This is a genomic window from Sandaracinobacteroides sp. A072 (assembly GCF_052616365.1).
Genome location: NZ_JBQXGU010000003.1, coordinates 157,191 through 180,085 on the forward strand (window position 1 = coordinate 157,191; position 22,895 = coordinate 180,085).

Sequence of the window (22,895 nt, forward strand, 5' to 3'; positions counted from 1 at the left end):
CGATCCCCTGTCGGAAACCCGCGCGGACAGCTTGCCGGAAATGGCCCGGAGGCCGGCGGAGCGCCCCCCGCCGGTTGACTTTGACGGGGCCGGAGTCCAATCCGGTTAACGGGAACGAGACCGGGAACGGGGCCTTTCAGACCCATTCCGGGAACCGCCCTTTCCGGGCCGGTTTCCGTCAGTTGCTCTGTCGAGGCGCAGGTTCCCGCACATGAAAGGCTCCGCCTCAGGAGCGTCCGGCAAGAGGACAGGACGTGGACGACGCGAACGGCGTGCCCCAGGAACGGAACACACCCGAACCGGCCACGGCAGGGACAGAGCCTGCCGGCGCCCCCCGCATTGCTGCCGCAGGCCCCGCGGGACATCCGGGCAGCGCCATGACTGTCGGCGCGAAACTGAAGCACGCCCGCAAGGAATCCGGCCTTTCGCTCGACGAGATTGCCGCGCGCACCAAGGTCCGCCCCGGCATTCTGGCCGATATCGAGGCCGACGCCCATGACCGCTTGCCTGCGCTCACCTACACGCTGGGCTTCGCCAAGGCCTATGCCCGCACCGTCGGCCTCGATCCGGCCGCCATCGCCGAGCGTTACCGCCAGGAATCCATGAAGGGCGACCCGGTGCCCACCATGGTCGACCTGGAGCCGCTGGAGGAAAAGCGCCTGCCGTCCGCCCGGCTTGTCGCCATGGCGACGACCCTGATCCTTGTCATCATCGGGCTGTTCTGGGCCTGGGGGGCCGGCTGGCTCACGCCATCGCCGCCCAGGGAGCCGGAGACGACCGCACAGGCCGGCGCTGCGGAAGAGTCAGGCACGCCCGGTCCGGCCGCGCCCGCAGAACCGGCGGCAAGCCCCGCCGCGCCTGCTGCGGATGCACCGGTTGAACTGGTGGCGCGGGAGGACGTGTGGCTTCGAATCACGGACGGGGGCGAAACCTTCTTCCAGGGCATCCTGAACCCCGGCCAGACGCTCAGCCTGCCACCGGGCCGGGCCTGGAAGCTGCGCACCGGCCGTGCCGGCGCCCTCGAGGCGAAGATCGGCGGGCGGGTGACGCCGCCGCTGGGTGGGCCCGCCCAGCAGCTTTACGATTTTCCGCTCGACCCGCAGGCGCTCGCCCAAAGGCTGGCCCCGGCGCTGCCCCCCGCGCTGCCCCCCACTGCGGCCGCCGGGTCTGCACAGGCGCGACCGCCGCAAGGCTGACCGGCCGATGACCCGCCCTTTTGACAGATACGGCAGCAGGTCCGGTTAAGGTTCCCGCAAGACCGGGCAGGCTTCAATGGGCTATGACCCTTGGCCACGCCATTGGGCCCACCCGCGATCCTTTCGCCAGAGACATGAGGCATGACATACCGATGATCGCCCGTTCCATCCTGATTGCCGCCCTTCTTGCAGGCCCGGCCACCGCGCAGGGCGTCGTGGCCGCATCACAGGCACAGGTGACCCAGATCGACAAGCGCGTGACGACGCTCGAGGGCCAGATGCGCGCCGTGCAGCGGCAGGTCTTCCCCGGCGGGGACAAGCGCTTCTTCGCCCCCGAGGTCACACCCGAACAACCAGCGGCTGCCGCCCCCGGCACGCCGGCGACAGCGCCCCTCGTCGACCTGACACAGCGTGTGACCGCGCTCGAAACCCAGCAGCGTGACCTCACGGGGCAGATCGAGCGGCTGCAGTTCCAGATCCGGCAGATGGAAACGGCGCTGACGAAATTGCGCGGCGACACGGAATTCCGCCTCGATGCCCTTGAAGGCAAGGGGGCGGATGGCACGGCAACGCCCGCAGCCGGTGGGACTGGGACTGGGACTGGGACCGGGGCTGGAACTGTGGCCTCTGCCACGGCAGCCTCGCCTGCAAAGGCTGGTGGCGCCGCAACTCCCGTGCCTGCCGCACGCGCGCCTGAAAAGGCGGCGACAGCAACGACAGCGGCGAATACTGCAACGGCGGCAGCCACCCCCGCCGAAGACCCCGGCGAAGCTGCCTATGTCAGCGGCTATCAGCTTTACACCAAGGGGGATCATGCCGGGGCCATCAAGACGCTCACGGCCTTCCTCGAAGCCAATCCGAAGCATCGCCGCGCCTCCAACGCGCAATTCTGGATCGGCCGCTCCATGATGGCGCAGGACAAGACGGCTGAGGCCGCGAAGGCCTTTCTGAGCGGCTACCAGAAATATCCGCGCGGGGACCGCGCCCACAACAGCCTGCTCTGGCTCGGCAAGGCCCTGCTCAAGCTGAAGCAGCCCAAGGCCGCCTGCCAGGCGCTCGACCAGCTGCAGACCGCCTATCCCGACCGGCTGACCGGCCAGGTGGCCGTCGATGCCAAGGCCACCCGCGCCGAAGCCGGATGCGGTGCCTGATACGCCAGCGCCGCTGAACGAAGACAGTTTCGCGCACAGGCTCGAACGGCTGGGCGGGGCATGGGTCGCGCCGCCGGCACGCATCGCCCTCGCCGTCTCGGGCGGTGGGGACTCGCTTGCTCTGCTGTGGCTGGCGGCGCGGGCGCTCGGCCCGCGTGCCGTGGTCCTTAGCGTCGATCATGGCCTGCGCCCCGAAGCGATGGCAGAATGCGCCGCCGTCGCCGCCATTGCCGCAGGATCGGGGCTTCCGCACGCCACCATCCGGCTGGAAAGCCCACCCGCCGGCAGCAGCCTGCAGGCGCAGGCGCGCGCGGCCCGCTATGCCGCCATGGCCCGCTGGTGCCATGCACGGGGCATTAAAGTGCTGCTGACTGCCCATCATGCCGATGACCAGGCCGAAACCCTGCTGCTGCGACTGGCGCGCGGCAGCGGCATGGCGGGGCTGTCGGCCATCCGCCCGGCACAGCGGCTGGAAGGGCTGCTGGTGCTGCGCCCCCTTCTGGGCTGGCGCCGCGCCGAGCTGCGCGCCTGCATCGAGGGCACGGGCTGGCCGGTTGCCGACGACCCTTCCAACAGCGATCCGCGCTTCGACCGCACCCGCGCACGCGCGCTGCTGGCGCAGACTCCATGGCTCGATGCCGGCCGGCTGGCGGCGAGCGCCGCGCATCTCCAGCAGGCCGAAGAGGCGCTGGCCTGGGCAGCGGAGCGCGCGGCTGCATCGCGAATCGAAGCGGATGGGCCTGCCCTGCTGGTCGATCCCGAAGGGCTGCCGGCCGAACTGAAGCGCCGTCTGCTGCTGGCGGCCATCGCCCGCCTCGGGGCAGTCCAGCCGCGCGGCCCCGCCCTTGCCCGGCTGCTCGACCGGCTGGAGAGCGGCGGCGCGGGCACGCTGGGAACCGGCACGGATGGCCCCTGCAAGGCGGAAGCCCTGAGGGACGGGCGCTGGCGCATTTCCGCAGCGCCTACGCGCCGCCCGGTTAACGGCTGAGGGCCGCGATCACCTCCCGCGTGAAGGCCGCGCCATCAAAGGAAACGCCGGCCGGGTCGAAACCGCGGCGGACGACAATGAGCCTTTGCGATGGCACGATAATCGCGATCTGCCCGCGGTTGCCCAGAAAGGCGAAGCTGTCTTCCGGAAGGCCCTGCTTTTGCCCCATCAGCCAGATGGCCCTGCCATAGCCGAGGCCGCGCCGGTCCTCCGGCTGCGGGCCGAGGGGCGTCAGCGCATCCTGAACCCAGGCTTCGGGCAGCAGCCGCTGGCCTGCGAAAACACCATCGTCTAGGTGAAGAAGCGCCAGACGCGCCATGTCGCGCGCGGTCATCCACACTTGCGAAGACAGGACCGGCGCGCCCTGCCAGTCGCTCTCGATGGTGGTGCGGGTCATGCCAAGCGGCCACAGGAGCCGGCTGTAGGCATAGGCTGGCGCTTCGTCGCCCAGCCGGGCCATCAGCACACGGGCGGCCAGCAGCGTGTCGTTGTTGGCATAATGAAAACGGCTGCCCGGCGCCATGTCCAGCGGCGCGACAGCCGCCGTTTCCGCAACGCCCGCGCCACCGAAATAAAGCGCATCGGTGCGGTTTCCGGGGCCGTCCGTCCATAGGCCGGACTGCATCCTGAGCAGTTGGTCGACCGTGATCGCCGCGCGCGGGTCGCCCGGCCAGGACCATTCGGGCACGCCAGCCGGCGCCAGTGGATCGACAAGGCCATCGCGCGCTGCAACGCCCAGCAGCGCCGATGTGAGGGATTTGGCGACAGACCATGTCCGCTGCGGCGTGTGCATGCCGATTCCGCGGGCATAGCGCTCGGCGATGATGCGCCCGTCCTTCACCAGCAGCAGGGCGCTGGTGCGGGCGCCCGCGCCATAGCGCGCGCCGTCGAGAGCGGCAGCCAGCAGCGGCTCCAGCGCGCGGGCCTGCTGGGCCGGCAGCCGGGAAAGCGCGCCCCGGTCGCCAAGCGGCCAGGGCCGGGCGTCACTCCGGGCCAGGTCAGGACCGCCCGTCATCTGCGGCGGCGGCAGCAGGCGATCCGGGTCGGCGCCGATCGGCGCCTGCACGCAGCCGCGCCCCGGAACAAAGCGGGAGACGCGGGGCGGAAGCGCCGGATCGAAGGCCACCTCGACCTGGCGGCGCCCAGTCAGGATGCGGGCCTGCAGCCTTGCCAGATGGGGCTGCAGCTCGGGATAGCCGCCCTCAAGGTCATTGGCGGCAATGTCCGCCTCGGCCATGCCTGCGACGAACAGGCCCGAGCACAGGAAGCCTGCCTTCCAGCCCGCCGCCAGCGCCAGCGTGCGCGCATCGGGCGAGGCGGCGGCCTGAATCGTGGCAGGCGGGGGGGCGGCCATGGCCGCCCCCGGAAGCGCCAGCGCAACCAGCGCTGCTAGAAGAGGCTTTCGTCCGGCATGGGGCTTCGGCCTGTCAGCCGGCGATGTTCGCGGATGGCGAACCGGTCCGTCATGCCCGCCACATAGTCCCCCACGATCCGTGCGCGCCATGGCTCTTCCCTTCCCTGCGTTTCCAGCCGCTCCCGCCAGCGTTCCGGCAGCGCGGCCGGATCCTCGTGCAGGGTGGCGAACAGTTCCTCCACCACCTGCTCGGCCGGCTTCCTCAGCCGCGCGACGGTGGGGCTGGTGTACATCGTTTCGAACAGGTGGCGGCGAAGCGGGCGCAGCGCCTCGGACATGCCCTGCCCGAAGGCCGCCAGCGGGCGGCCCGCCATGCGGACATCCTCCGCCGAGCCGGGCCTTGCTTCGGCAAGGCGGGTGCGCGTTTCGGCCAGCAGGCTTTCCACCATAACGCCGATGATATCGCGGACAAGCTGCGGCACCAGCCTGCCGCGCCGCGCTTCGCCCGGCCAGCGGGCCTTCACGTCGCGCCACAGCGCATCCACCAATGGCACCGCCGCGCACACGGCATCGAGATCGAGCAGGCCGGCGCGCAGGCCATCATCGAGGTCATGGGCGTTGTAGGCGATATCGTCGGACAGGGCCGCCACCTGCGCCTCGAGGCCGGGCTGGCTCCACAGGTCCAGCGGCTGGATGGCATCCTGCGCCTGCAAGGCCCAGCCCGGCGCGGCCACCGGGCCATTATGCTTGGCAAGGCCTTCCAGCACCTCCCAGCTGAGGTTCAGGCCGTCATGATCGGGCGTGCGGCTTTCCAGCCGGGTAAGGATGCGGATGGCATGGCCATTGTGATCGAAGCCGCCATGGGGCCGCATCGCGCGTTCCAGCGCATCCTCTCCGGAATGGCCGAAGGGCGGGTGGCCAAGATCATGGCCAAGCGCCACGACTTCGGCGAGATCCTCGTCCAGCCCGAGTACGCGGGCGATGGTGCGGGCGATCTGCGCCACTTCGAGACTGTGCGTGAGGCGCACGCGGAAATGGTCGCCATCGGGCGCCACGAACACCTGTGTCTTGTAGCGCAGGCGGCGAAAGGCGGTGGAATGGATCAGCCGGTCGCGATCGCGCGCAAAAACTGTGCGCAGCGGGCTTTCCGGTTCGGGATGCAGGCGGCCGCGCGAACGGGCGGGATCTGTGGCATAGGGTTGCGGCATGGGTCCGCGCTCGTCGTGCAGGCCGCATAAGTCAAGCCGGCGGGCGGCGGCTGCCCCCGCGCGCCGGATAGCGGGGGCCTGCCGACGGCAGACCCCCAAATCGCTCAGCGGCCCAGTTCACCGGCCCAGTTCACCGGCCCAGTTCACCGGCCCAGTGCGCCCGCAGCCTTCAGCCCGGCGATGCGGCCGGCATCATAGCCAAGCCCGGCCAGCAGCGCTTCCGTATCCGTTCCCGGCATGGGGGCGGCCGAAGGCGTGCCCGAGGGCGTTGCGGAATAACGCGGCGCCGGCATCGGCTGGGTCATGCCACCGATCTCGGCGAAGGTGCCGCGTTCGGCATTGTGCGGGTGGGATGGCGCCTCGGTCAGGGAAAGCACGGGCGCGAAGCACACGTCCGTCATCTCCATCAGATTGCACCAGTCGTCGCGTGTGCGGGTCTTGAACAGCGCGGTCAGCTTGTCCTTCAGCGGCCCCCACTTCGACTTGTCCATCTGGGCGTCAAACTCAGGGTCGGCGTCCAGGCCCGTCAGTTTGCGCAGTTCGGCATAGAATTGCGGCTCGATGGAACCCAGCGAGATGAACTTGCCGTCCGCGCATTCATAGGTGTCATAGAAATGGGCGCCGGTATCGAGCATGTTGACCCCGCGCTCGTCCACCCAGGCGCCAAGGCCCTTGAAGCCCCAGATCATCGCCATCAGCACGGCCGCGCCATCGGTCATGGCGCAATCGATCACCTGGCCCTTGCCGGTCTTCTGGGCGGAAAGCAGGGCGCACACCATGCCATAGGCCAGCATCATGCCGCCGCCGCCGAAATCGCCCACCATGTTGATCGGCGGGGTCGGCTTTTCGCCGGCACGGCCATAGGCATGCAGGGCGCCAGCCAGCGCGATATAGTTGATGTCGTGGCCGGCGGCCTGGGCATAGGGCCCGGTCTGGCCCCAGCCGGTCATGCGGCCATAGACAAGCTTCGGGTTGTCGGCCAGCAGCACGTCCGGCCCCAGGCCAAGGCGCTCCATCACGCCGGGGCGCAGCCCCTCGAAGAAGCCGTCGGCCGATTTCACGAGGTCACGCACGATGGCGATGCCCTCGGGGGTTTTCAGGTCCACCACGATCGACTTGCGGTTGCGGCCCAGCACCGGTTCCGGCGAAGGGCGGCCGGGACGGTCCACGCGGATCACCTCGGCGCCATGATCGGCCAGCATCATCCCGGCGAACGGCCCCGGGCCGATGCCTGCCATCTCGATGATGCGAATTCCCTGAAGCGGACCTGCCATTAACCTCTCCCTCTATATGGTTGAACGCCCTGATCGGGCAGCCACAGGCCCGCAGGCGGCGGGCCGGATTGCCAGAACACATCGATCGGGATCCCGCCGCGCGGATACCAGTAGCCGCCGATTCGCAGCCACTGTGGCTGCATCTCGTCGAACAGGCGCTTGCCGATGCCGACGGTGCAGGCCTCGTGGAAGGCGGCGTGGTTGCGGAAGGACCCGAGAAAAAGCTTAAGCGCCTTCGATTCGACAATCCGCTCTCCCGGCACATAATCGATGACGAGATGCGCGAAATCGGGCTGGCCGGTCACCGGGCAGAGCGAAGTGAACTCGGGCGCGACGAATCGCACGAGATAGAGGGCGCCCGGGTGCGGATTGGGCGGATAATCGAGCCGCGCCTCTTCCGGCGTGGCGGGCAGCCCGGATGCCTGGCCCAGGTGGGCGGGTGTATAGCTGGAGTCGGCGCTCATGGAAAAAGCGCCTAGACGTCTACCCTCTTGAATTAAACCCCCCGATGCTGCTAAGCGCCCCACCTCGCTGGAGGCCGCTTTAGCTCAGCCGGTAGAGCACATCATTCGTAATGATGGGGTCAGGTGTTCGAGTCACCTAAGCGGCACCAGCGTTCCACACACTATTGAGACGCCCCGAGACGAGGACAAGCGGCCCGGTTTCCGCTCGCAGATTCAGATCTTGCCCCCCGCCCGACAAGCCTTCTCATTGACGGAGACGTTTGTGGCGCCTGCCGGCAGGCGTTTTCTAACCGAAATCTCCCGGGGCCACTTACGCGACCCCGGCGATGCGCCTGCGATTTCGTGAACGCGGCGGTTCGGGTTAGCTGAATCCGAGCGCCTGCCGCTGCTTCGCCCGGTCTAGCGGAATGCGCGCCATCTTCATCAGGACCGTGCGGCTCTGATTCAGGAACGGAGACCTTTCGAGGATGCGCGCCTTTGTGTCAGGCGCAACCTCTCCGCTGCGCCGGCAGATATCGGCAACCCTTGCAAAGCCCTACTCACTCCTTGAGGAAAGCTCTGGCTCAGACCAGTGTATTGCCGGCTTTTCGGCCTGGGGCAGCGCAAGACCAAGATAGCCTGCAACAGTCGGGGCAACCTGACGTATATCCATGATCCCCAGATCCCGGCCAGCCGGAACGCCCTTTCCGGCAATGATGAAAACCCCGTGCATGTCCGGGCGCACCCCGGCCTCGGTAAAGGCGCCATGGGCGCCGCCCTTGAATGGAATGCGCAGATCGCCTTCCATGTTGTTGCCCATATGGTGACCCTCCTTCAGGGCAATCACATAGTGGGCCTGATCGGAAAGGCCCCTGCCCTTCAGTTCCTCGGTGGAATAGATGCGGGCAATGCCTGCCTCAGGACGCCTGGCCAGCTTGCCAAGGAAATCTTCCACTTCCCGGCGCAGCGCCTTGTCGGCCGGGTCCTTCAGCACGACCATCGACATCCCGCCGACATACCAGGCAAAGGCGCGCCAGTCCTTCACCTCGGTCTGCGGGCCGCTCTTGTCCAGGGTGATCAGGCCCGCTTCCACGAACGCGCTATTGAGGTGGACACGGTAATCAACCTCGAAAAATCCGTGATCCGACGTGATGACCACAAGCGGATCCTCGTAAATGCGGCGTTGCGCTGCAATCAGATGGCCGACAGCAGCATCAATGCGCTCGAGTGCGGCAAGACCTTCACGCGACCGTGGCCCGAATTCATGCTGGGCGCCATCATGCGACACATAATGCACTGTCATCAATTCAGGTTTTGCGCGCTCCATTGCGGAGATGGCATCGCGCGTGATCTGGTCGTCATCTTTCGATGACCCATCGAGAATATTGATGTCGATGTCATCGGCGTTTCGGGTGACCGGCCAGTAAAGGCTGGCAGTCCCGAGGCCGGCCGACTTGGCCAGGGACCAGAGCGTCGGCACCTTTATCGCGCTGTATTCACGATATCCTTGCGGCAGACGTGCGGCCGGCACGAACGGCCGGTTGTTGAAAATGCCATGCGCACGTGGTGAAACCCCGGTGACCATGGTCGTATGGTTCGGGTTTGTTACCGTCGGGTTGATATTCCGCATGCGCTGCGCCGTCGCGCCTTCGCGCATCAACTGCCGCAGAACCGGAATGTGCAGGCCCAGCCTGTCTGCCTCGAACAGGCTTTCCGGCGACAGTCCGTCGATCGAGATCAGGAGAACGGGGCGAACGGACCGGGCCTGCTCCGCCCTGGCGGCATGGGCCGGAGACGTTGAAGCGAAAGCCCCCGGCCCACCCAGCGCAATTCCAAGGGCGCAAAGCATGAGTGCACAGAATTTGCGGCGCGTTTTCATGTTCGGCCTTTCAGGAATTGTCACCGGCTGGTCCGGGGCAAGCGGCATTTTTAGAAACGATGCTCGTATTTCACGCGGAACTGGCGTCCGCGCGGGTTGGCGGAGCCCACGAAATAGCCGTTGGTTTCATCCGCGACCGGCGGAATGGCATCAAAGAGATTGTGCACCGTCAGCGTCAATGAATGTGGCGCACGGTTGCTGTCATCGTGGCGGCCAAAATTGTAGCTCACCCGCAGGCTGTGCTGGATCGAGGCCTTGACCTTGAAATAATAGCGGTCAATCCCGTTGTCGTTGAAGACATTGATATAATCCGGCTTGCCCAGCGCCTCGTAGATTGCCTTGGTCGTGGAAGCGGACGTGTCCGAGAAGGACCCGTAATAGCTTGTATACCAATCAGCCGACCAGTTGTCCCTGGCCCAGCCGAGGCGCACATTCCCGATCCACTTTGCATAGCCATTCCGGCCCAGCTGGTCCACGATGATGCCCTCATCCTGCATGTCCTCGTCACGCTGCAGGTTACGGGTGGCTTCGGCACGCACAGCAAAGCGCCCGAGCCGTGTTTCCGGTGACCGGTACTGGATACCGAAGTCGATGCCGGACAGGGTGCGCGAGCCCATGTTCACATAGTCATTCACGAGGCTGACGATTTCGCCCACCACACCCCGCTTGGTGTCGTTGCTGGTCTGGGCGGCATTATAGGCGTTGAAGGTTGCGATATCGGCTGCCGTCGGCGCCATGCGCACCACACGGCTGTTGCCCAGATAGCCAGGCGTGCCCGACCCGACATCGATCTGATCGATCGGTATTCCCTTATCCAGGGCCGCCTGTGTCGCCAGATCCAGCGCCAGTTCGTCCATCGCCAGAACTTGGGAATTGCCAAGTGCGGTAATCGCGTCGCGCTGCTTCATGCGCCAATAGTCAGCCGTGATCGACAGGCCGCGCACAAAGGGCACATCCATCACCAGACCGGCGCCGAAATTCTGCGCCCGCTCAGGCTTCAGCAATTCATTGCCCTGGCGGAAGGTGCGGCGCGGACCACTGCTGTCGATCGCCGCCTGCGTGACGAGATAGCGATAGGGATCGGACGAATAATTCACCCGCAACAGGGGCGAGGTATTGGTCTGGGCCAGGTTCGGGGCCCGGAAGGATTCATTGTAAGAAGCCCGCAGGTTCAGCCATCTGGCGGGGCTCCACAACATGCTGAACTTCGGCGTGGTGCTGTGGCCATGGATCGAGAAACGCTCGTGCCGCACGGCAGCGCCCAGTTCCAGGCGATAGATCAGCGGCAGCGCGTTCTTCGGCGTGATCAGCGGCAGGCCGATTTCCGCATAAGCCGAATCCACGCGCTGACTGGCCGAAATATCGATGTTCGGGCTCATCGATGTGAAATCATTGTCGTTATCGCGAAGATAGGGGAACAGTGCGCCCGAGCCTTCCGGGTTGATGCCGGCATAGGGCGCCTTCCAGGCATCATAATTTTCCCAGCGCACTTCGACACCGCCGGCCACCTGCACGCGGTCACCACCGAATGGCAGTTGCCACAGATCTCCGGCCAGCTTGGCGTCCCAGGTGATGATACGGGTTTTGCCGTAGCGGTTGTCGGTATCGTACATCGGCCCCGTAACGATGTCCGGGTTCAGGTAGGGCTTGTCGACAACCACCTTGTCGTCCACCACCTTGAAGGTGACGGGGAACGGATTGTAAGCCAGCATGTCGGTGCGATCGAGCGCCATGCGGACCAGGGATTCCCGGTAGATGTTGGTTTCGGTTTCGTGGCTGTAGGCGCCCGAAATCAGAAGTCCGCTTTCCCAGGACCAGTTGTCGCCGAATGTCCCGCGCAGACCGGCGAGGCCGCGATAGAAGCTGGAATTCACCTGAATATAGCGGTTGCGCGTTCCCGGCGTGATCAGGCCGGCCGTGATCGTCACATCGGCCGGGGCGCCCTGGATGCGCGGCGTGCCATCGTCATTGGGCAGGCCGTCGATATTGTAGAAGCGATCGCCGAACGGATTGTAGGGGTTGGCGGCCGGAATGTAGATGCCCGGTTCGTTCACATTCTGGATGTTGGCGGATTCCCTCTGGCTCCTGGCGCGCGAGCCCGAATACAGCAGGTCACCGAAGAAGGTCAGGCGATCGCTGAACTCATGCTCGATGAAGACGGCGGCGTTGATCCGCTCGATACCGGGAATCTGGATCCGGTGTTCGGCCTGGTTGTCGTAATAATCATTTTCCGGATTATCGAGATCGCGCGACGGGGTTGTCTGCTTGAACCGGATGCCGCCATTGCCATCCGGCACGAGGAAGAAGGTGCCGTTGCTGGCCATGGTCGCGACACCGCCGTCCGGGCTGTTCTGCAGCAGGATGCCGGCATTACCGTCCGGGCGCGAGCTCACGAACGTCAGATAATCCGGCTGGATATAGCCGCGGCGATACTGGCCGAAATGATTGATGGTGCCACTGTTGTCGAAATCATTGTCGATTGCGAAGGGCGTTCCGGTTTCCGGGTTCATCACGGCAACGCCATCCCACGGAGCAGGCAGATCGCGCGTGCGGCGCAGATCCATGTCGCTGCTCCATTCGCGATCCCGCATCAGCATCTTCTCGCGCTTGAACAGATCCAGCGACACCCCGATCGACGTGCGGCCGAACTTGAAGGTGTCGGCTGCCGTCAGGCGGAATTCCTCGGCGCCGCCGTGCTGGGTCAGCGCGGTTTCCACGCCGATGCGGCCGCCCTCGGTGGTCGGGGTGATGATGCTGTTGATCACGCCGGCGGCAGCATCCGCCCCGTAAATGGCCGAAGCGCCATCGCGCAGGATTTCCACACGCGACAGCAGGGCCGTCGGGATCACATTGGCGTTCGGCGAAAGCGCCGGCACACCCTGGTCGGTGCCCGAAAGCGGATGGGCGGCATAGCGGCGGCCGTTGATCAGCATCAGGGTGCTGCCGGCGCCGATGCCACGCAAGTCGATCGAGGCCACATCCCCGCGCGCGGCCTGCGAACCGATCACGGATTCATTGATCGACGGCAGGCCGGCCATCGGCAGGCTGGCAAACAGATCAGCCCCGGTGGACCCGCCGCGCAGCGTGATATCCGACTGATCCAGCACGGTGACAGGCAGCGCGCCCTCGATCTGGGTGCGGCGCAGGTTGGTGCCGGTCACGACGATCGTCTCGACAGCGGCACCATCAGCATCTGCTTCCCCGGCGACAACGGCCTGCGAGGGGACTGCCATGAGGGCGAGGAGCGCGGTGCCGCACAAGGCGGAATGTCGATAGGTCACGTGAAACCCCTAATCTTGTGCCGGGAATGGCCATGAACTTCAGTCGGCAACAGCATCAGTGGCTGGCAGGAAGCGCCGTTCACGCGTTGCCTTGCAGCGTGAATTAGGGGGCGGCGATGACTCTTATGCGGCGATTTTCCACATGCCCCGCCGATAAAACCACCGAATATTTCGATGGAAGGGCGCCGAAGACGAACCGGCAGGAAAATATCAAGACGCTGTTTTAAATGATTTTTTCTATGTTCTTTGCAATGCCGCATCGAGAAATGCCGCAATCAGCAGGCTGCGGCGACGTTCTCTCAGGCAGCACAGGTAGATATGCGTCTCCACTGTGACGCCGGTGATCCGCAGCGGCACCAGCCTCGTGTCCGGCACATATTCCGACTGAGAAACCGTCCCGATCCCGAGCTCCCTGATGACGGCCTCACGCACCGCCTCACGGCTTCCGATTTCCATGGCTATCCGTGGTTTTGCCCCGATCGTGGCCATCGCATCTTCCAGCGCGCGCCGCGTGTTTGATCCTGCCTCGCGCATCAGGAGCGGCTCCCTGGCCAGTTCGGCCAGATCAATCTCCGCGCGCGAGGCCAGCCTGTGCCGATGGTGCACGAAGGCAACAACGGGATAACTGGCATAGGCCTGCATGTGGAAGCGGTCATCATGGTCAGCACGCGCGACCACCCCGACATCCGACACATATTCAGCAAGATCCTTCATGACCTTGTCAGAATTCCCCAGGGTCATGGAGGTGTAGATGTCAGGGTAGCGCCCGTGAAACGCCTCGATCATCTCGATCACATGGAAAGGGCTTACCGCCCCGATCTTGATCGTCCCCTGGCGCAAGGCGCCGCTGTCTTTCAGCATGATGGCTGCGTCATATTCCAGTTCCACCATCTGGCGGGCGAACTGCAGAAACTCCGAACCCACAGGGGTCAGATCGATACGCCGCCCACGCCGTTCGAAAAGCCGTACCCCATGCTCTTCCTCCAGCGCCTGGATCTGGGATGTGATCGTCGTCTGACTGGTCTGGAGGGCGCGGGCGGCAGCCGTAAATCCATTGTACCGGGCAACCGCAATAAAGCTGCGAAGCTGTGTGAGCGTCACATTCGACATCCAACGAAATTTCCGATGGGTTAAACGTAGTCACACGGATGTTTCAGAACCATGACTGTCACGAAACTGCTTTAATCAGAGCTCAGAAAAGAATTTTGAGCCTGAATAAAAAATGAAATCAGTTACTTATAAAAATGTTAGCGCCGTTGAGGCGGTCATTTTCGACTGGGCCGGCACTGTGCTCGATTTCGGGTGCATCGCGCCCGTTGCCGCCTTCCGCGAGGCCTTCGCCAACGCCGGCGTCAGCATTACCGAGGCTGAGGCGCGGGGACCGATGGGCGCCGCCAAGCGCGTGCATATCGAGCAGATCCTGGCCCAGCCGGATGTGCAGGGCCGCTGGCAGAAAACACATGGAAAACCATCCGGCCATGCTGATGTCGACGCCCTCTACGCCGATTTCCTCGCGATCGATGCCGTCAATTGCGCGCGCTACAGTGACCTGATTCCGGGCGCCCTGGCCTGCATCACCGGCCTGCGCCAACGGGGCATCGCGATCGGAAGCACCACCGGCTATCCGCGCAGCATCATGGATGGCCTGATCCCGCTGGCCGCCGCGCAGGGCTATGAGCCGGACTGCTGCATCACCGTCAGCGAAGTCGAGCGCGGACGCCCGTTCCCCGACATGATCTGGGCCAATGCGCTTGCGCTGGGCGTCGCCGATGTGCGCGGCGCCGTGGTGGTCGATGACAGTCCCACCGGCCTGACCGCCGGCCGTGCCGCGGGCATGTGGTCGATAGGGATTGTCGCCAGCGGAAACGAAGTCGGCCTCTCGCTGGCCCGGTGGGAAGCGCTTGATGAAGGCGAGCGCGCCCAATATCGCCAGAAGGCGTCAGCTGCCCTGCTGGCGTCAGGTGCGCATTATGTGATCGACACCGTCGCGGATCTTCTGCCCGTGATCGACAGGATCGAAGCCCGACTGATCGCCGGAGAAGCGCCCGGATCAGCGCCCGGAGAAGCGCCATGAGCCAATGGCGCTATTACAATCCGGTCGATGTGCGCTTCGGCCCATCGATCCTCGATCAGGTCGGCAAGAGCATCGGCCAGCGTGGCTGGATATTGGTCACGCATCCGGATGCGGCCCTTTTGCCATGGCGGGAAATCCTGCTGGCCCACAGCCCCAGGCCGCTCGCGATCATCGAGGGTGTGCAGCCCAACCCCTCCCTGAACATGCTGCGCGAGATCTGCCATGGCCTGGCCGACATCTGTGAACAGATCGAAGTTGTCGTGGCGCTTGGCGGTGGCTCGGCCATGGATACGGCCAAGTTCCTGGCCGCAGGCCACGGACGTTTCGAACCCGTTCACCTGTTCATGGAAGGCGCCACGCGCCTCGACCATCCGGCGCTGCCGCTGATCGCCGTGCCGACAACCGCCGGCACGGGCAGCGAACTGACCAAATGGGCGACCATCTGGGATCCGGAACAGGGCAGGAAACTCTCGCTGGTCCGCGAGGATCTCTACCCGGAAATCGCCTTCATCGACCCGCTCATCACGTCAAGCCTGCCCTGGCCGATTACCCTGGCCAGTGGACTGGATGCGCTGTCCCATGCCCTCGAAAGCATCTGGAACCTCAACGCCAACCCGCTGACCCGCGGCTACGCCGTTGCGGCGGCATGCGATGTGCTGGCTAGCCTGCCACGATTGCAGGCAGACCTTTCGGATGGGGATGCGCGCATCCAACTGGCCCGTGGCGCAATGCTGGCCGGCCTTGCCTTCTCAAACACGCAGACCGCACTGGCGCACAATATTTCCTACCCGATCACCCTCGATCATGGCGTGCCGCATGGCATCGCCTGCTCCTTCTGCCTGCCGGAAGTCATGGCCGCATCCATCGGCGTGGATGCCGCATGTGACGCGGCCCTCGAAAGCCTCTTCGGGGCAGATCTGGCATCGGCGCCGGCACGCCTGCGGGCCACCCTTAATCAACTGGGTCTGGCCAGCAGCCCTCAGGCCCTTGGAGTCTGTGATGCCGAATGGCGCAGGATCGTGGCCGACGCCTTTGCCGGACCGCGCGGCCGCAACTTCCTTGGCAGCGCGCAGCGCTTCCCGAGCAGCCCAATCCTCTGAACCCAGGCGCAGGAACACAGACCGTGAAAACCGACGCCAAGGCGCTGCAGACCGGCCCGACAGCGATTGTGCCCGCATATTCCGAAATGTCCTACAAATGGGCAAGGCGCAGGATTCTGTTTGCCGCCATGTTCTGTTACCTGTTCTTCTATACCGGGCGGCAGACCTTCGGCTTTGCCATTCCCGGCATTCAGGCAGAATTCAACGTCAGCAAGGAAGCGCTCGGCTGGGTCAGTGCCGGCATGCTGTGGTGCTATGCCATCGGGCAGGCCATCAATGGCAATCTCGCCGACAAATTCGGCGGCCGGCGTGTCATGAGCGCGGGCGCTATCCTGTCCTGCATGGCCAACTGGGTCGTCAGCTTCTCCACCGGCATCCTCAGCCTCGGCGCCTTCTGGAGCTTGAATGGCTATTTCCAGGCGATGGGCTGGGCGCCCGGCAGCCGCATCCTGTCCAACTGGTTCGGCAAGCATGAGCGCGGAAAGGTCTTTGGCTTCTACGTCTTTGCCGCTGGCATGGCGTCTGTCCTCAGCTTCGTCACCTCGATTCTCATCGTGCATATCTTCCAGCTGGACTGGCGCTGGATCTTCCGCCTGCCGGTCCTGCTGATGCTCCTTGGGGGCATCACCTTCTATCTGGTGGCCCGGGAATATCCGGAAGACCTCGGCTTCCCCTCGCCCCACTCGGACACGGATGACACCGAACATGCGCACGTGCCTGATGGTGAAAGTTCGGCAAGCCGGTACAGGGCGGTGCTCTCCAACTGGCGTATCTGGATGGGCGGGCTTGCCATCGGGTTCCAGAATGCCGCGCGCTACGGTCTGCTCGTCTGGGTTCCAGTGCATTTCCTTGGCGGAGACGGCAGCTCGAACGGCGAGACCGAAAGCCTGATCGCACCCGAGTGGATCAGCCTTGCCCTGCCGATCGGCATGGCCCTGGGGGCTGCCACCAATGGCTGGGTTTCAGATCGTTTCTTCGGGTCGAAACGCTACATCGCCATCGCCCTTTACATGGCACTGGCAACCGTCACCTCGCTCGCCATGTACACAATTCCTTCTAGCGAAGTGTATCTTGGCCTTTCGGTCCTGTTTCTGTGCGGCTTCTTCGTCTATGGCCCGCAATCCTCCTTCTGGGCCCTGTGCCCGGACCTCGTCGGCCACAAACGTGCCGGCACGGCCATCGGGGTGATGAACTTCTTTGCCTATCTTTTCGCAGGCCTGGGCGAACCCACCATCGGAATGTTCATGGACAGCTACGACAGCACGTCGATCATCTTCCTGCTGGTGGCGATTGCAAGCGCGGCGAGCGCAACCGTCGCACTATTCATCCGCCGCTGACCATAATCGTCAGCTGCTCCGCTTCGCCGGCCTGTCCCGGGGCTGTCCATGCGCATGGTATCGGCACCGACCATCTGCCCCGGGCCAACAGGGCGCCACGTTCAGCCTGAACTGGCGATAGTCGAACGGCCGATGGCGTTGGCCCTGCTACCAGTCCGCGCCCATCGCGCCGATCTCACGCACCAGGAAATCGACCCAGGCGCGGGTTTTCGCGGCCGGGCGTCGGCTGGGGTGCGTGATGGCGTGAATGGCGCCCAGATCCATCATGGGCTGATCCAGGGTGATCGCCATGAGGCGGCCATCCGACAAGGCTTCGGCCGTGAGGAAGCGCGGCGCATAGACAAGGCCCTGACCGGCGATCGCCGCCTGCACCAGCAATTCACCGCTGTTGACGCGCAGCACGGTACGCACCGCTACCCGGATGCGGCCGTCGCGACCGAAGCTCCAGTGCGATACGCCGGTATGGGGTGACAATGTGTAGCCAAGGCAATCGCACGTCTGCAGATCATGCAGCGTGCGCGGCAGGCCGTGGGTTGCCAGCCACGACGGGGCAGCGCAGAGGCTGAGACGCACCGGGGCAAGGCGCCGGGCAATCAGGCTGCTGTCGGCAAGATGGCCGATGCGGATGGCCATGTCCCAGCCCTCCTCAAGCAGATCGACATAGCGGTCGTTGAGGCCGAGCTCGATGGTGACGGCCGGGTACTGCCGCGCGAACTTCGCCACAAGGGCGGCAAGATGGCGCGTGCCGAACGCCGCCGGAGCACTGATCCGCAACAGGCCTTCCACCGCCACCGTACGCGCGGCAATTTCGGCTTCCACCTCACCAAGCTCGGCCAGAATGCGCTCGGCCCGGTCGAGATAATCGGCGCCCGCCTCGGTCAGGCTCAGGCGGCGCGTGCTGCGGTGCGCAAGCGTCACGCCCAGCCGGGCCTCCAGCGCGTTGAGGTGCCGCGCCGCCATCGCCGGCGACATGCCCATCGCCCGTGCCGCAGCCGAAAGGCTGCCAAGCCGGCTGGCACGCACGAAGACCTCGATCGCGGTCAGCCTGTCGCTCATGATCTGATACCCTCAGTTGAAACTGATTTCACTTACTGTCTTATTATCAATCATCATCATGCTCTCTAGATGGATTGCGAGCAGGAGGATGAGCCCAATGCAACAACCCGCCTTCTACATACCCCACGGGGGCGGCCCGTGCTTCTTCATGGACGACCCGCAGCGGATCTGGACAGGCATGGGCGATTTCCTGCGTAGCCTGCCCCGCCAGCTGAGCGCTGCCCCAACCGCCATCCTGCTGGTGTCGGCGCATTGGGAGACCGATGGCTTTGCCTTCACCGGAGCACAGAGGCCTTCGCTGATCTTCGATTATTACGGCTTTCCGCCGCACACCTACCAGCTGCGCTGGGAGGCACCGGGGGCACCTGATGTTGCCCGCAAGGCCGCCAGCCTGCTGACCGGAGCCGGGCTTGCAGCACGGGTCGATGCCAGCCGCGGCCTTGATCACGGCGTGTTCGTGCCGATGATGCTGGCTTTTCCGGATGCCGATGTTCCGGTGGTCGAAATGTCGGTGGAGCGCGGGCTTGACCCGTCCTTGCATCTGGCCGCCGGCCGGGCGCTGGCACCGCTGCGCGATGCGGGCGTGCTCATCATTGCGTCGGGCATGAGCTTTCACAACATGCGGGCCTATGGCGACCCGCGCTTCTCCGCACCGTCAGAGGCGTTCGATGCCTGGCTGTCGGATGCCATCGCCCAGCCTGCCCAATCGCGCGCAACGCTTCTGGCAGACTGGGAGGCCGCACCCTTCGCCCGCCTGTGCCACCCTGAAGAAGAGCATCTGATACCATTGATGGTTGCCGCCGGCGCCGCCGCTGCGCCGGGGCGAAGCATCTACCGGGAGCGGGTGCTGGAAACAGCCATCTCCGCCTTCCGTTTCGATTGATCCCACAAGAAGATACAGAAAGAGACACGGAATGACCCACGAAATCGCCGTTATCGCCGGCAGCCTGCGTCGCGAGAGTTTCAACCGCCGCCTCGGGCAGGCGCTGGCCGGTCTGGGCCCGGCCGACATGGCATTTTTCAATGTGCCGATCGGCGATCTGCCTCTTTACAATCAGGATGATGATGGCGCGCCAACGGCTGCCGTATCCGCCTTCAAGGCGGCAGTGGCGCGGGCCAGCGGCGTCATCTTCCTGACGCCGGAGTATAATCGCTCCGTCCCCGGTGTACTGAAGAACGCCATCGATCATGGTTCGCGCCCCTATGGCCAGAGCATATGGGCCGGAAAGCCGGCCGGGATCATAGGCGTATCGCCCGGCAAGGTCGGTGCGGCAATGGCGCAGGCGCATCTGCGCCCCATCCTCGCCTTCCTCGACATGCCCACGCTGGGCCAGCCCGAAGCCTTTGTGCAATGGACCGATGACCTTCTGGAATCGGATGGTTCCATCGGCCCCGGCAGCCGTGAATTCCTGGCGGGATGGATGGAACGCTTTGCCGCCCATGTCCGCCTGCACGCAGCGCGCTGACCAGTAATCCCGCCCTACACCCGGAGACCCGTCATGACCGTTCGCTCAGCCATCATCGCCGCCGTCACACTTGCGGGGCTTTCGCTTCCGGCAGCAGCACAGCCGGCCAGCCCGCTCACCAGCAACCCGGCCGAGGTGCAGCCGGGTCGCTACACGCTGGATGCCTCGCATGGAAAGATCAGCTGGTCGCTCAGCCACCTCGGCTTTTCGACCTATGTCGGACAGTTCCATGACGTGGCCGCCACACTGGTGCTGGATGTGAAGAACCCGGCCGCCAGCCGGCTGGACGCGACGATCGCCATGAACAGCGCCGGCACATTCAACAAGGGCCTTGACCAGCACCTGCAGTCGGCGGACTTCTTCGATGTCGCCAACCACCCCACGGCGCGCTTCACCGCCAGTCGCATCACCCTGCTGGACGCCCGCACCGCCCGTATCGATGGCCAGCTCACCCTGCGCGGCGTTACCCGCCCGGTCAGCATGAAGGCGCAATTCAACCAGGCCGGGGTTAACCCTGTCAGCAAGCTCTATACAATCGGCTTCGATGGCGAGGCGACCATCAGGCGTTCGGAGTTCGGCATGCAATATGGCCTGCCGCTACTGGGCGACGACGTGACGCTGAAGCTGGAAGCCGAATTCGTCGCCGCATCCGGAGACTGAGCCGACAGCCACGACGCCCTCGTGCGTTCCAGCCCGCCAGATGGCGCCAGGACACGCACGGAGGCGATGGTTGCCGCCGAAAGCCCGGCATCAGGGCACGAGGGAGGGCATGGGCGGCGCGCAAACATGCCGGCGCCACGCGATCATCCCAGGCACGCGATCATCCCAGCCACGACAAAGCCTCGATCACATGCCCTTCCGGATCCCTGATCATGGCAAAGCGCAAGCTATGTGCGCTGAGGGTTTGCGGCGCCTGCAGGATCGCGCCGCCAGCCTGCACGGCCCGTTCGACAAACGCATCGACATCGGCTGTCTCGAAGACCGTGACAGCCTCGCCGTGGCCGGGGTCGACGCCGTCTGTCTTCATCAGCACCAAAGCAGCGCCATCTTCGCTATCACGCGGCCGCATGATGCGCTCGGCAAAGCCCGGCGCCTCGAATGCGTTCACGACAACGAAACCGGTGACTGCCTCATAGTAGCGCACCTGCGCGTCAAGGTCCGAAACCGCGATCTTGGTCATTGCCAGCTTCGTCATCGGATAGTCCTCCCCTGTCGCGCCTGCCACTCCAGAGCGCCCTGTTGCACCCCACATATTGGAGCACGCTACAAACTTGTTGACAAGGAAAGACGGCGGGCAGAGCATCGGCCAAGACCCTCGAAGAAGGGCAGCATGGGAGGACTTATGGCGAGTCAGACCGCGTCGACCGACGTGCGTTCCGGCATTGACCGGACGGCATGGGAAGCCGCAGTTCAGCAACTCGGGCAGCAAGGGTTCTGCATCATTCCGGACGTGCTTGACGCCGGGGCCACATCCGCAGCGCTGGCCGCCTTGCACGCCGCCGCCGTGAAGAGCCGGCAGCAGGGCAATCCCACCTTTCTTCCCCAGCTCGACCCCAATGATCGCAATGTCCGGGTCTTCTATCTTCTCGCACTCGATCCGATCTTCCGCGCGCTGATCCAGCACCCGCTGGCGACCCGGCTTGCGGCAGCCCTTCTGGGGGATGCGTTCATCATCTCCAACTTCACGGCCAACACAGCCCTTCCGGGCTCCGGCTCGATGGCAATCCATTCGGATCAGTCGCTTGTCGTGCCGGAGCCATGGGTCTCGCCATGGGCAATGAACGTCATCTGGTGCCTGACCGACACATGTTTCGAGAATGGCGCCACCCTTTACATCCCCGGAAGCCACCGCTGGACAGGGCGTGCCGATGTTCCCGAGGATGCCCATGAGCAGTTGCAGCCCTTCGAGGCGCCCGCCGGCTCCATCATCTGCATGGATGCGCGGCTCTGGCACACATCGGGCCGCAACATCACGAAAGACCAGGAACGCGCGTTGCTCTTCGCTTACTACAGCAAGCCTTTCCTGCGCCCGCAGGTGAACTGGAATGCGCTGCTCGGAGCAGACCTGCAGGCCGGCTTCGATGACATGATGCGCGAACGCCTCGGCCTGAACATCACGGCCAATGTGGGCGAAGGCGTGAAACTTTCAACGAAGGCGCAATCCGGCACGGCGAAGGGACAAGCGGGATGATGATGGATAGCGAAGAACGCGAGGGCCTTGTCGTGCCTACACCGACGAGGGACTTTGAAGAAGGACTGGAAAATCTTCGCCGCTACGGCCTCACCATCGTTCCGGATGCACTCAGTGCGCGTCAATTGATGGAGGCCCGCGATGCCCTTTATCGCGCTGCGGAATCGGATGCGCAACGCAAGCGCAGCACCCGGTTCAGCCTGGACTATGAAACCGACTTGTCCAATCGTCGCGTGTGGAATGTGCTCAGCCGTGACCCGGTCTTCGAGGATCTGGCCTTTCATGACATTGCCGTTTCCCATGTGAAGGCAATGCTGGGCTGGCCTGCCCTTCTGGGCAACCTGTCCGCCAACATCACCGGTCCGGGCGGGGGGGAGATGATCCTCCATGCCGATCAGATCTTCGTGCCGGAGCCCTGGCCCCCTGTGCCCCAGGGGCTGAATGTCGCCTGGTGTCTGGACGATTTCACCGACGAGAATGGCGCCACACGCTTCGTCCCCGGTAGCCACAGGCTCAACCGGGCGCCGCGGGAAGATGAATTGCAGAGTGAAACAGTGGCCATGGAGGCGCCAGCCGGTTCCGCCCTGATCTTTGAAAGCAGAGTGTGGCACAAGACGGGCCACAACCGCAGCAGGAACATATTCCGCGCAGGCGTTTTCGGCTGGTATCACAACCACATATATCGCCCGCAGGAGAACTGGTTCCTGTCTCTAAGGCCAGAAATACGGCAATTCGCAAGCGATGACGCACTCACGCTCCTTGGATGGAAGAGCGAGGGACTGGGGCTCGTCAATGGCATGTCACCCGCTTGAGGGCAGATGCCCGCACCTGCAGGGAAAGGGGGCTGCCCGAACAAGGGTCGCAGCCTTGCGACGCTGCGGCCCATGATCAAAAAAT

20 protein-coding genes and 1 tRNA gene are annotated in these 22,895 nt (G+C 64.6%); 12 read left to right on the plus strand and 9 right to left on the minus strand.

The window, feature by feature from the left end:
* Positions 1-377: 377 nt before the first annotated feature.
* The 3 genes from ACUJ46_RS09710 to tilS all read left to right on the plus strand — a co-directional run bounded on the left by ACUJ46_RS09710 (position 378) and on the right by tilS (position 3,335).
* The gene (locus tag ACUJ46_RS09710) at positions 378-1,196 is read left to right on the plus strand and encodes a helix-turn-helix domain-containing protein (RefSeq protein ID WP_445390282.1); all 819 of its coding nucleotides are present in this window, start codon (positions 378-380) and stop codon (positions 1,194-1,196) included.
* 152 nt (positions 1,197-1,348) lie between these two features.
* Entirely contained in the window at positions 1,349-2,347 is a 999-nt protein-coding gene (locus tag ACUJ46_RS09715) for a tetratricopeptide repeat protein (protein WP_445390283.1), read from the plus strand.
* A complete protein-coding gene (gene tilS, locus ACUJ46_RS09720; protein WP_445390284.1) occupies positions 2,307-3,335 on the plus strand; it encodes a tRNA lysidine(34) synthetase TilS in 1,029 nt (342 codons plus the stop codon). The genes ACUJ46_RS09715 and tilS overlap by 41 nt, the downstream gene beginning before the upstream one ends.
* Here the strand turns inward: tilS and ACUJ46_RS09725 are convergent.
* The 4 genes from ACUJ46_RS09725 to queF form a co-directional block, all read right to left on the minus strand.
* Positions 3,325-4,689: a serine hydrolase domain-containing protein gene (locus ACUJ46_RS09725; protein WP_445390285.1), complete on the minus strand. Its 1,365-nt coding sequence runs from the start codon at positions 4,687-4,689 to the stop codon at positions 3,325-3,327. The genes tilS and ACUJ46_RS09725 overlap by 11 nt on opposite strands.
* Before the next feature lie 35 nt (positions 4,690-4,724).
* Positions 4,725-5,897 carry a deoxyguanosinetriphosphate triphosphohydrolase gene (locus tag ACUJ46_RS09730; protein WP_445390286.1) on the minus strand — a complete coding sequence of 391 codons (1,173 nt, stop codon included), beginning with the start codon at positions 5,895-5,897 and terminating at the stop codon, positions 4,725-4,727.
* Positions 5,898-6,040: 143 nt separating this feature from the next.
* Complete coding sequence (locus tag ACUJ46_RS09735; protein WP_445390287.1) at positions 6,041-7,171, minus strand: CaiB/BaiF CoA transferase family protein; 1,131 nt, start codon at positions 7,169-7,171, stop codon at positions 6,041-6,043.
* A complete protein-coding gene (gene queF, locus ACUJ46_RS09740; protein ID WP_445390288.1) occupies positions 7,171-7,635 on the minus strand; it encodes a preQ(1) synthase in 465 nt (154 codons plus the stop codon). The genes ACUJ46_RS09735 and queF overlap by 1 nt, the downstream gene beginning before the upstream one ends.
* Before the next feature lie 73 nt (positions 7,636-7,708).
* On the opposite strand from queF, the gene ACUJ46_RS09745 reads away from it, so the two are divergent.
* Positions 7,709-7,784: transfer RNA gene (locus ACUJ46_RS09745), tRNA-Thr, on the plus strand.
* 386 nt (positions 7,785-8,170) lie between these two features.
* Here the strand turns inward: ACUJ46_RS09745 and ACUJ46_RS09750 are convergent.
* The 3 genes from ACUJ46_RS09750 to ACUJ46_RS09760 form a co-directional block, all read right to left on the minus strand.
* Positions 8,171-9,493 carry an alkaline phosphatase family protein gene (locus ACUJ46_RS09750; RefSeq protein ID WP_445390289.1) on the minus strand — a complete coding sequence of 441 codons (1,323 nt, stop codon included), beginning with the start codon at positions 9,491-9,493 and terminating at the stop codon, positions 8,171-8,173.
* A 50-nt stretch (positions 9,494-9,543) separates the two neighbouring features.
* Positions 9,544-12,774, minus strand: a complete 3,231-nt coding sequence (locus tag ACUJ46_RS09755; protein ID WP_445390290.1) for a TonB-dependent receptor plug domain-containing protein — start codon at positions 12,772-12,774, stop codon at positions 9,544-9,546.
* A gap of 237 nt (positions 12,775-13,011) precedes the next feature.
* Positions 13,012-13,884, minus strand: coding sequence for a LysR substrate-binding domain-containing protein (locus tag ACUJ46_RS09760; protein WP_445390291.1), 873 nt, complete (start codon positions 13,882-13,884; stop codon positions 13,012-13,014).
* Between the two features lie 112 nt (positions 13,885-13,996).
* Between ACUJ46_RS09760 and phnX the strand changes: the two genes are divergently transcribed.
* Genes phnX through ACUJ46_RS09775 form a run of 3 tightly spaced genes read left to right on the plus strand, consistent with a single transcriptional unit; the run spans position 13,997 to position 17,285 of the window.
* Entirely contained in the window at positions 13,997-14,848 is an 852-nt protein-coding gene (gene phnX / locus ACUJ46_RS09765; protein WP_445390292.1) for a phosphonoacetaldehyde hydrolase, read from the plus strand.
* The gene (gene psrA / locus ACUJ46_RS09770; RefSeq protein ID WP_445390293.1) at positions 14,845-15,948 is read left to right on the plus strand and encodes an iron-containing alcohol dehydrogenase PsrA; all 1,104 of its coding nucleotides are present in this window, start codon (positions 14,845-14,847) and stop codon (positions 15,946-15,948) included. Before phnX ends, psrA begins: the two co-directional genes overlap by 4 nt.
* Before the next feature lie 23 nt (positions 15,949-15,971).
* Positions 15,972-17,285: an MFS transporter gene (locus ACUJ46_RS09775; RefSeq protein WP_445390294.1), complete on the plus strand. Its 1,314-nt coding sequence runs from the start codon at positions 15,972-15,974 to the stop codon at positions 17,283-17,285.
* A 147-nt stretch (positions 17,286-17,432) separates the two neighbouring features.
* On the opposite strand, the gene ACUJ46_RS09780 is transcribed toward ACUJ46_RS09775, so the two are convergent.
* Positions 17,433-18,341 (minus strand): LysR family transcriptional regulator, encoded by a 909-nt coding sequence (locus ACUJ46_RS09780; RefSeq protein WP_445390295.1) that lies wholly within the window; start codon positions 18,339-18,341, stop codon positions 17,433-17,435.
* A gap of 88 nt (positions 18,342-18,429) precedes the next feature.
* Between ACUJ46_RS09780 and ACUJ46_RS09785 the strand changes: the two genes are divergently transcribed.
* The 3 genes from ACUJ46_RS09785 to ACUJ46_RS09795 are packed head-to-tail and all read left to right on the plus strand — an operon-like array spanning position 18,430 to position 20,467.
* Entirely contained in the window at positions 18,430-19,224 is a 795-nt protein-coding gene (locus ACUJ46_RS09785) for a DODA-type extradiol aromatic ring-opening family dioxygenase (RefSeq protein ID WP_445390296.1), read from the plus strand.
* Positions 19,225-19,255: 31 nt separating this feature from the next.
* Complete coding sequence (locus tag ACUJ46_RS09790; protein ID WP_445390297.1) at positions 19,256-19,807, plus strand: NADPH-dependent FMN reductase; 552 nt, start codon at positions 19,256-19,258, stop codon at positions 19,805-19,807.
* 33 nt (positions 19,808-19,840) lie between these two features.
* Positions 19,841-20,467, plus strand: coding sequence for a YceI family protein (locus tag ACUJ46_RS09795; RefSeq protein WP_445390298.1), 627 nt, complete (start codon positions 19,841-19,843; stop codon positions 20,465-20,467).
* A gap of 160 nt (positions 20,468-20,627) precedes the next feature.
* On the opposite strand, the gene ACUJ46_RS09800 is transcribed toward ACUJ46_RS09795, so the two are convergent.
* Positions 20,628-21,002: a VOC family protein gene (locus tag ACUJ46_RS09800; RefSeq protein WP_445390299.1), complete on the minus strand. Its 375-nt coding sequence runs from the start codon at positions 21,000-21,002 to the stop codon at positions 20,628-20,630.
* 147 nt (positions 21,003-21,149) lie between these two features.
* Between ACUJ46_RS09800 and ACUJ46_RS09805 the strand changes: the two genes are divergently transcribed.
* Together ACUJ46_RS09805 and ACUJ46_RS09810 are read left to right on the plus strand one after the other, a co-directional pair.
* A complete protein-coding gene (locus ACUJ46_RS09805; RefSeq protein WP_445390300.1) occupies positions 21,150-21,998 on the plus strand; it encodes a phytanoyl-CoA dioxygenase family protein in 849 nt (282 codons plus the stop codon).
* Positions 21,995-22,810: a phytanoyl-CoA dioxygenase family protein gene (locus ACUJ46_RS09810; protein WP_445390301.1), complete on the plus strand. Its 816-nt coding sequence runs from the start codon at positions 21,995-21,997 to the stop codon at positions 22,808-22,810. The genes ACUJ46_RS09805 and ACUJ46_RS09810 overlap by 4 nt, the downstream gene beginning before the upstream one ends.
* Positions 22,811-22,895 lie beyond the last annotated feature (85 nt).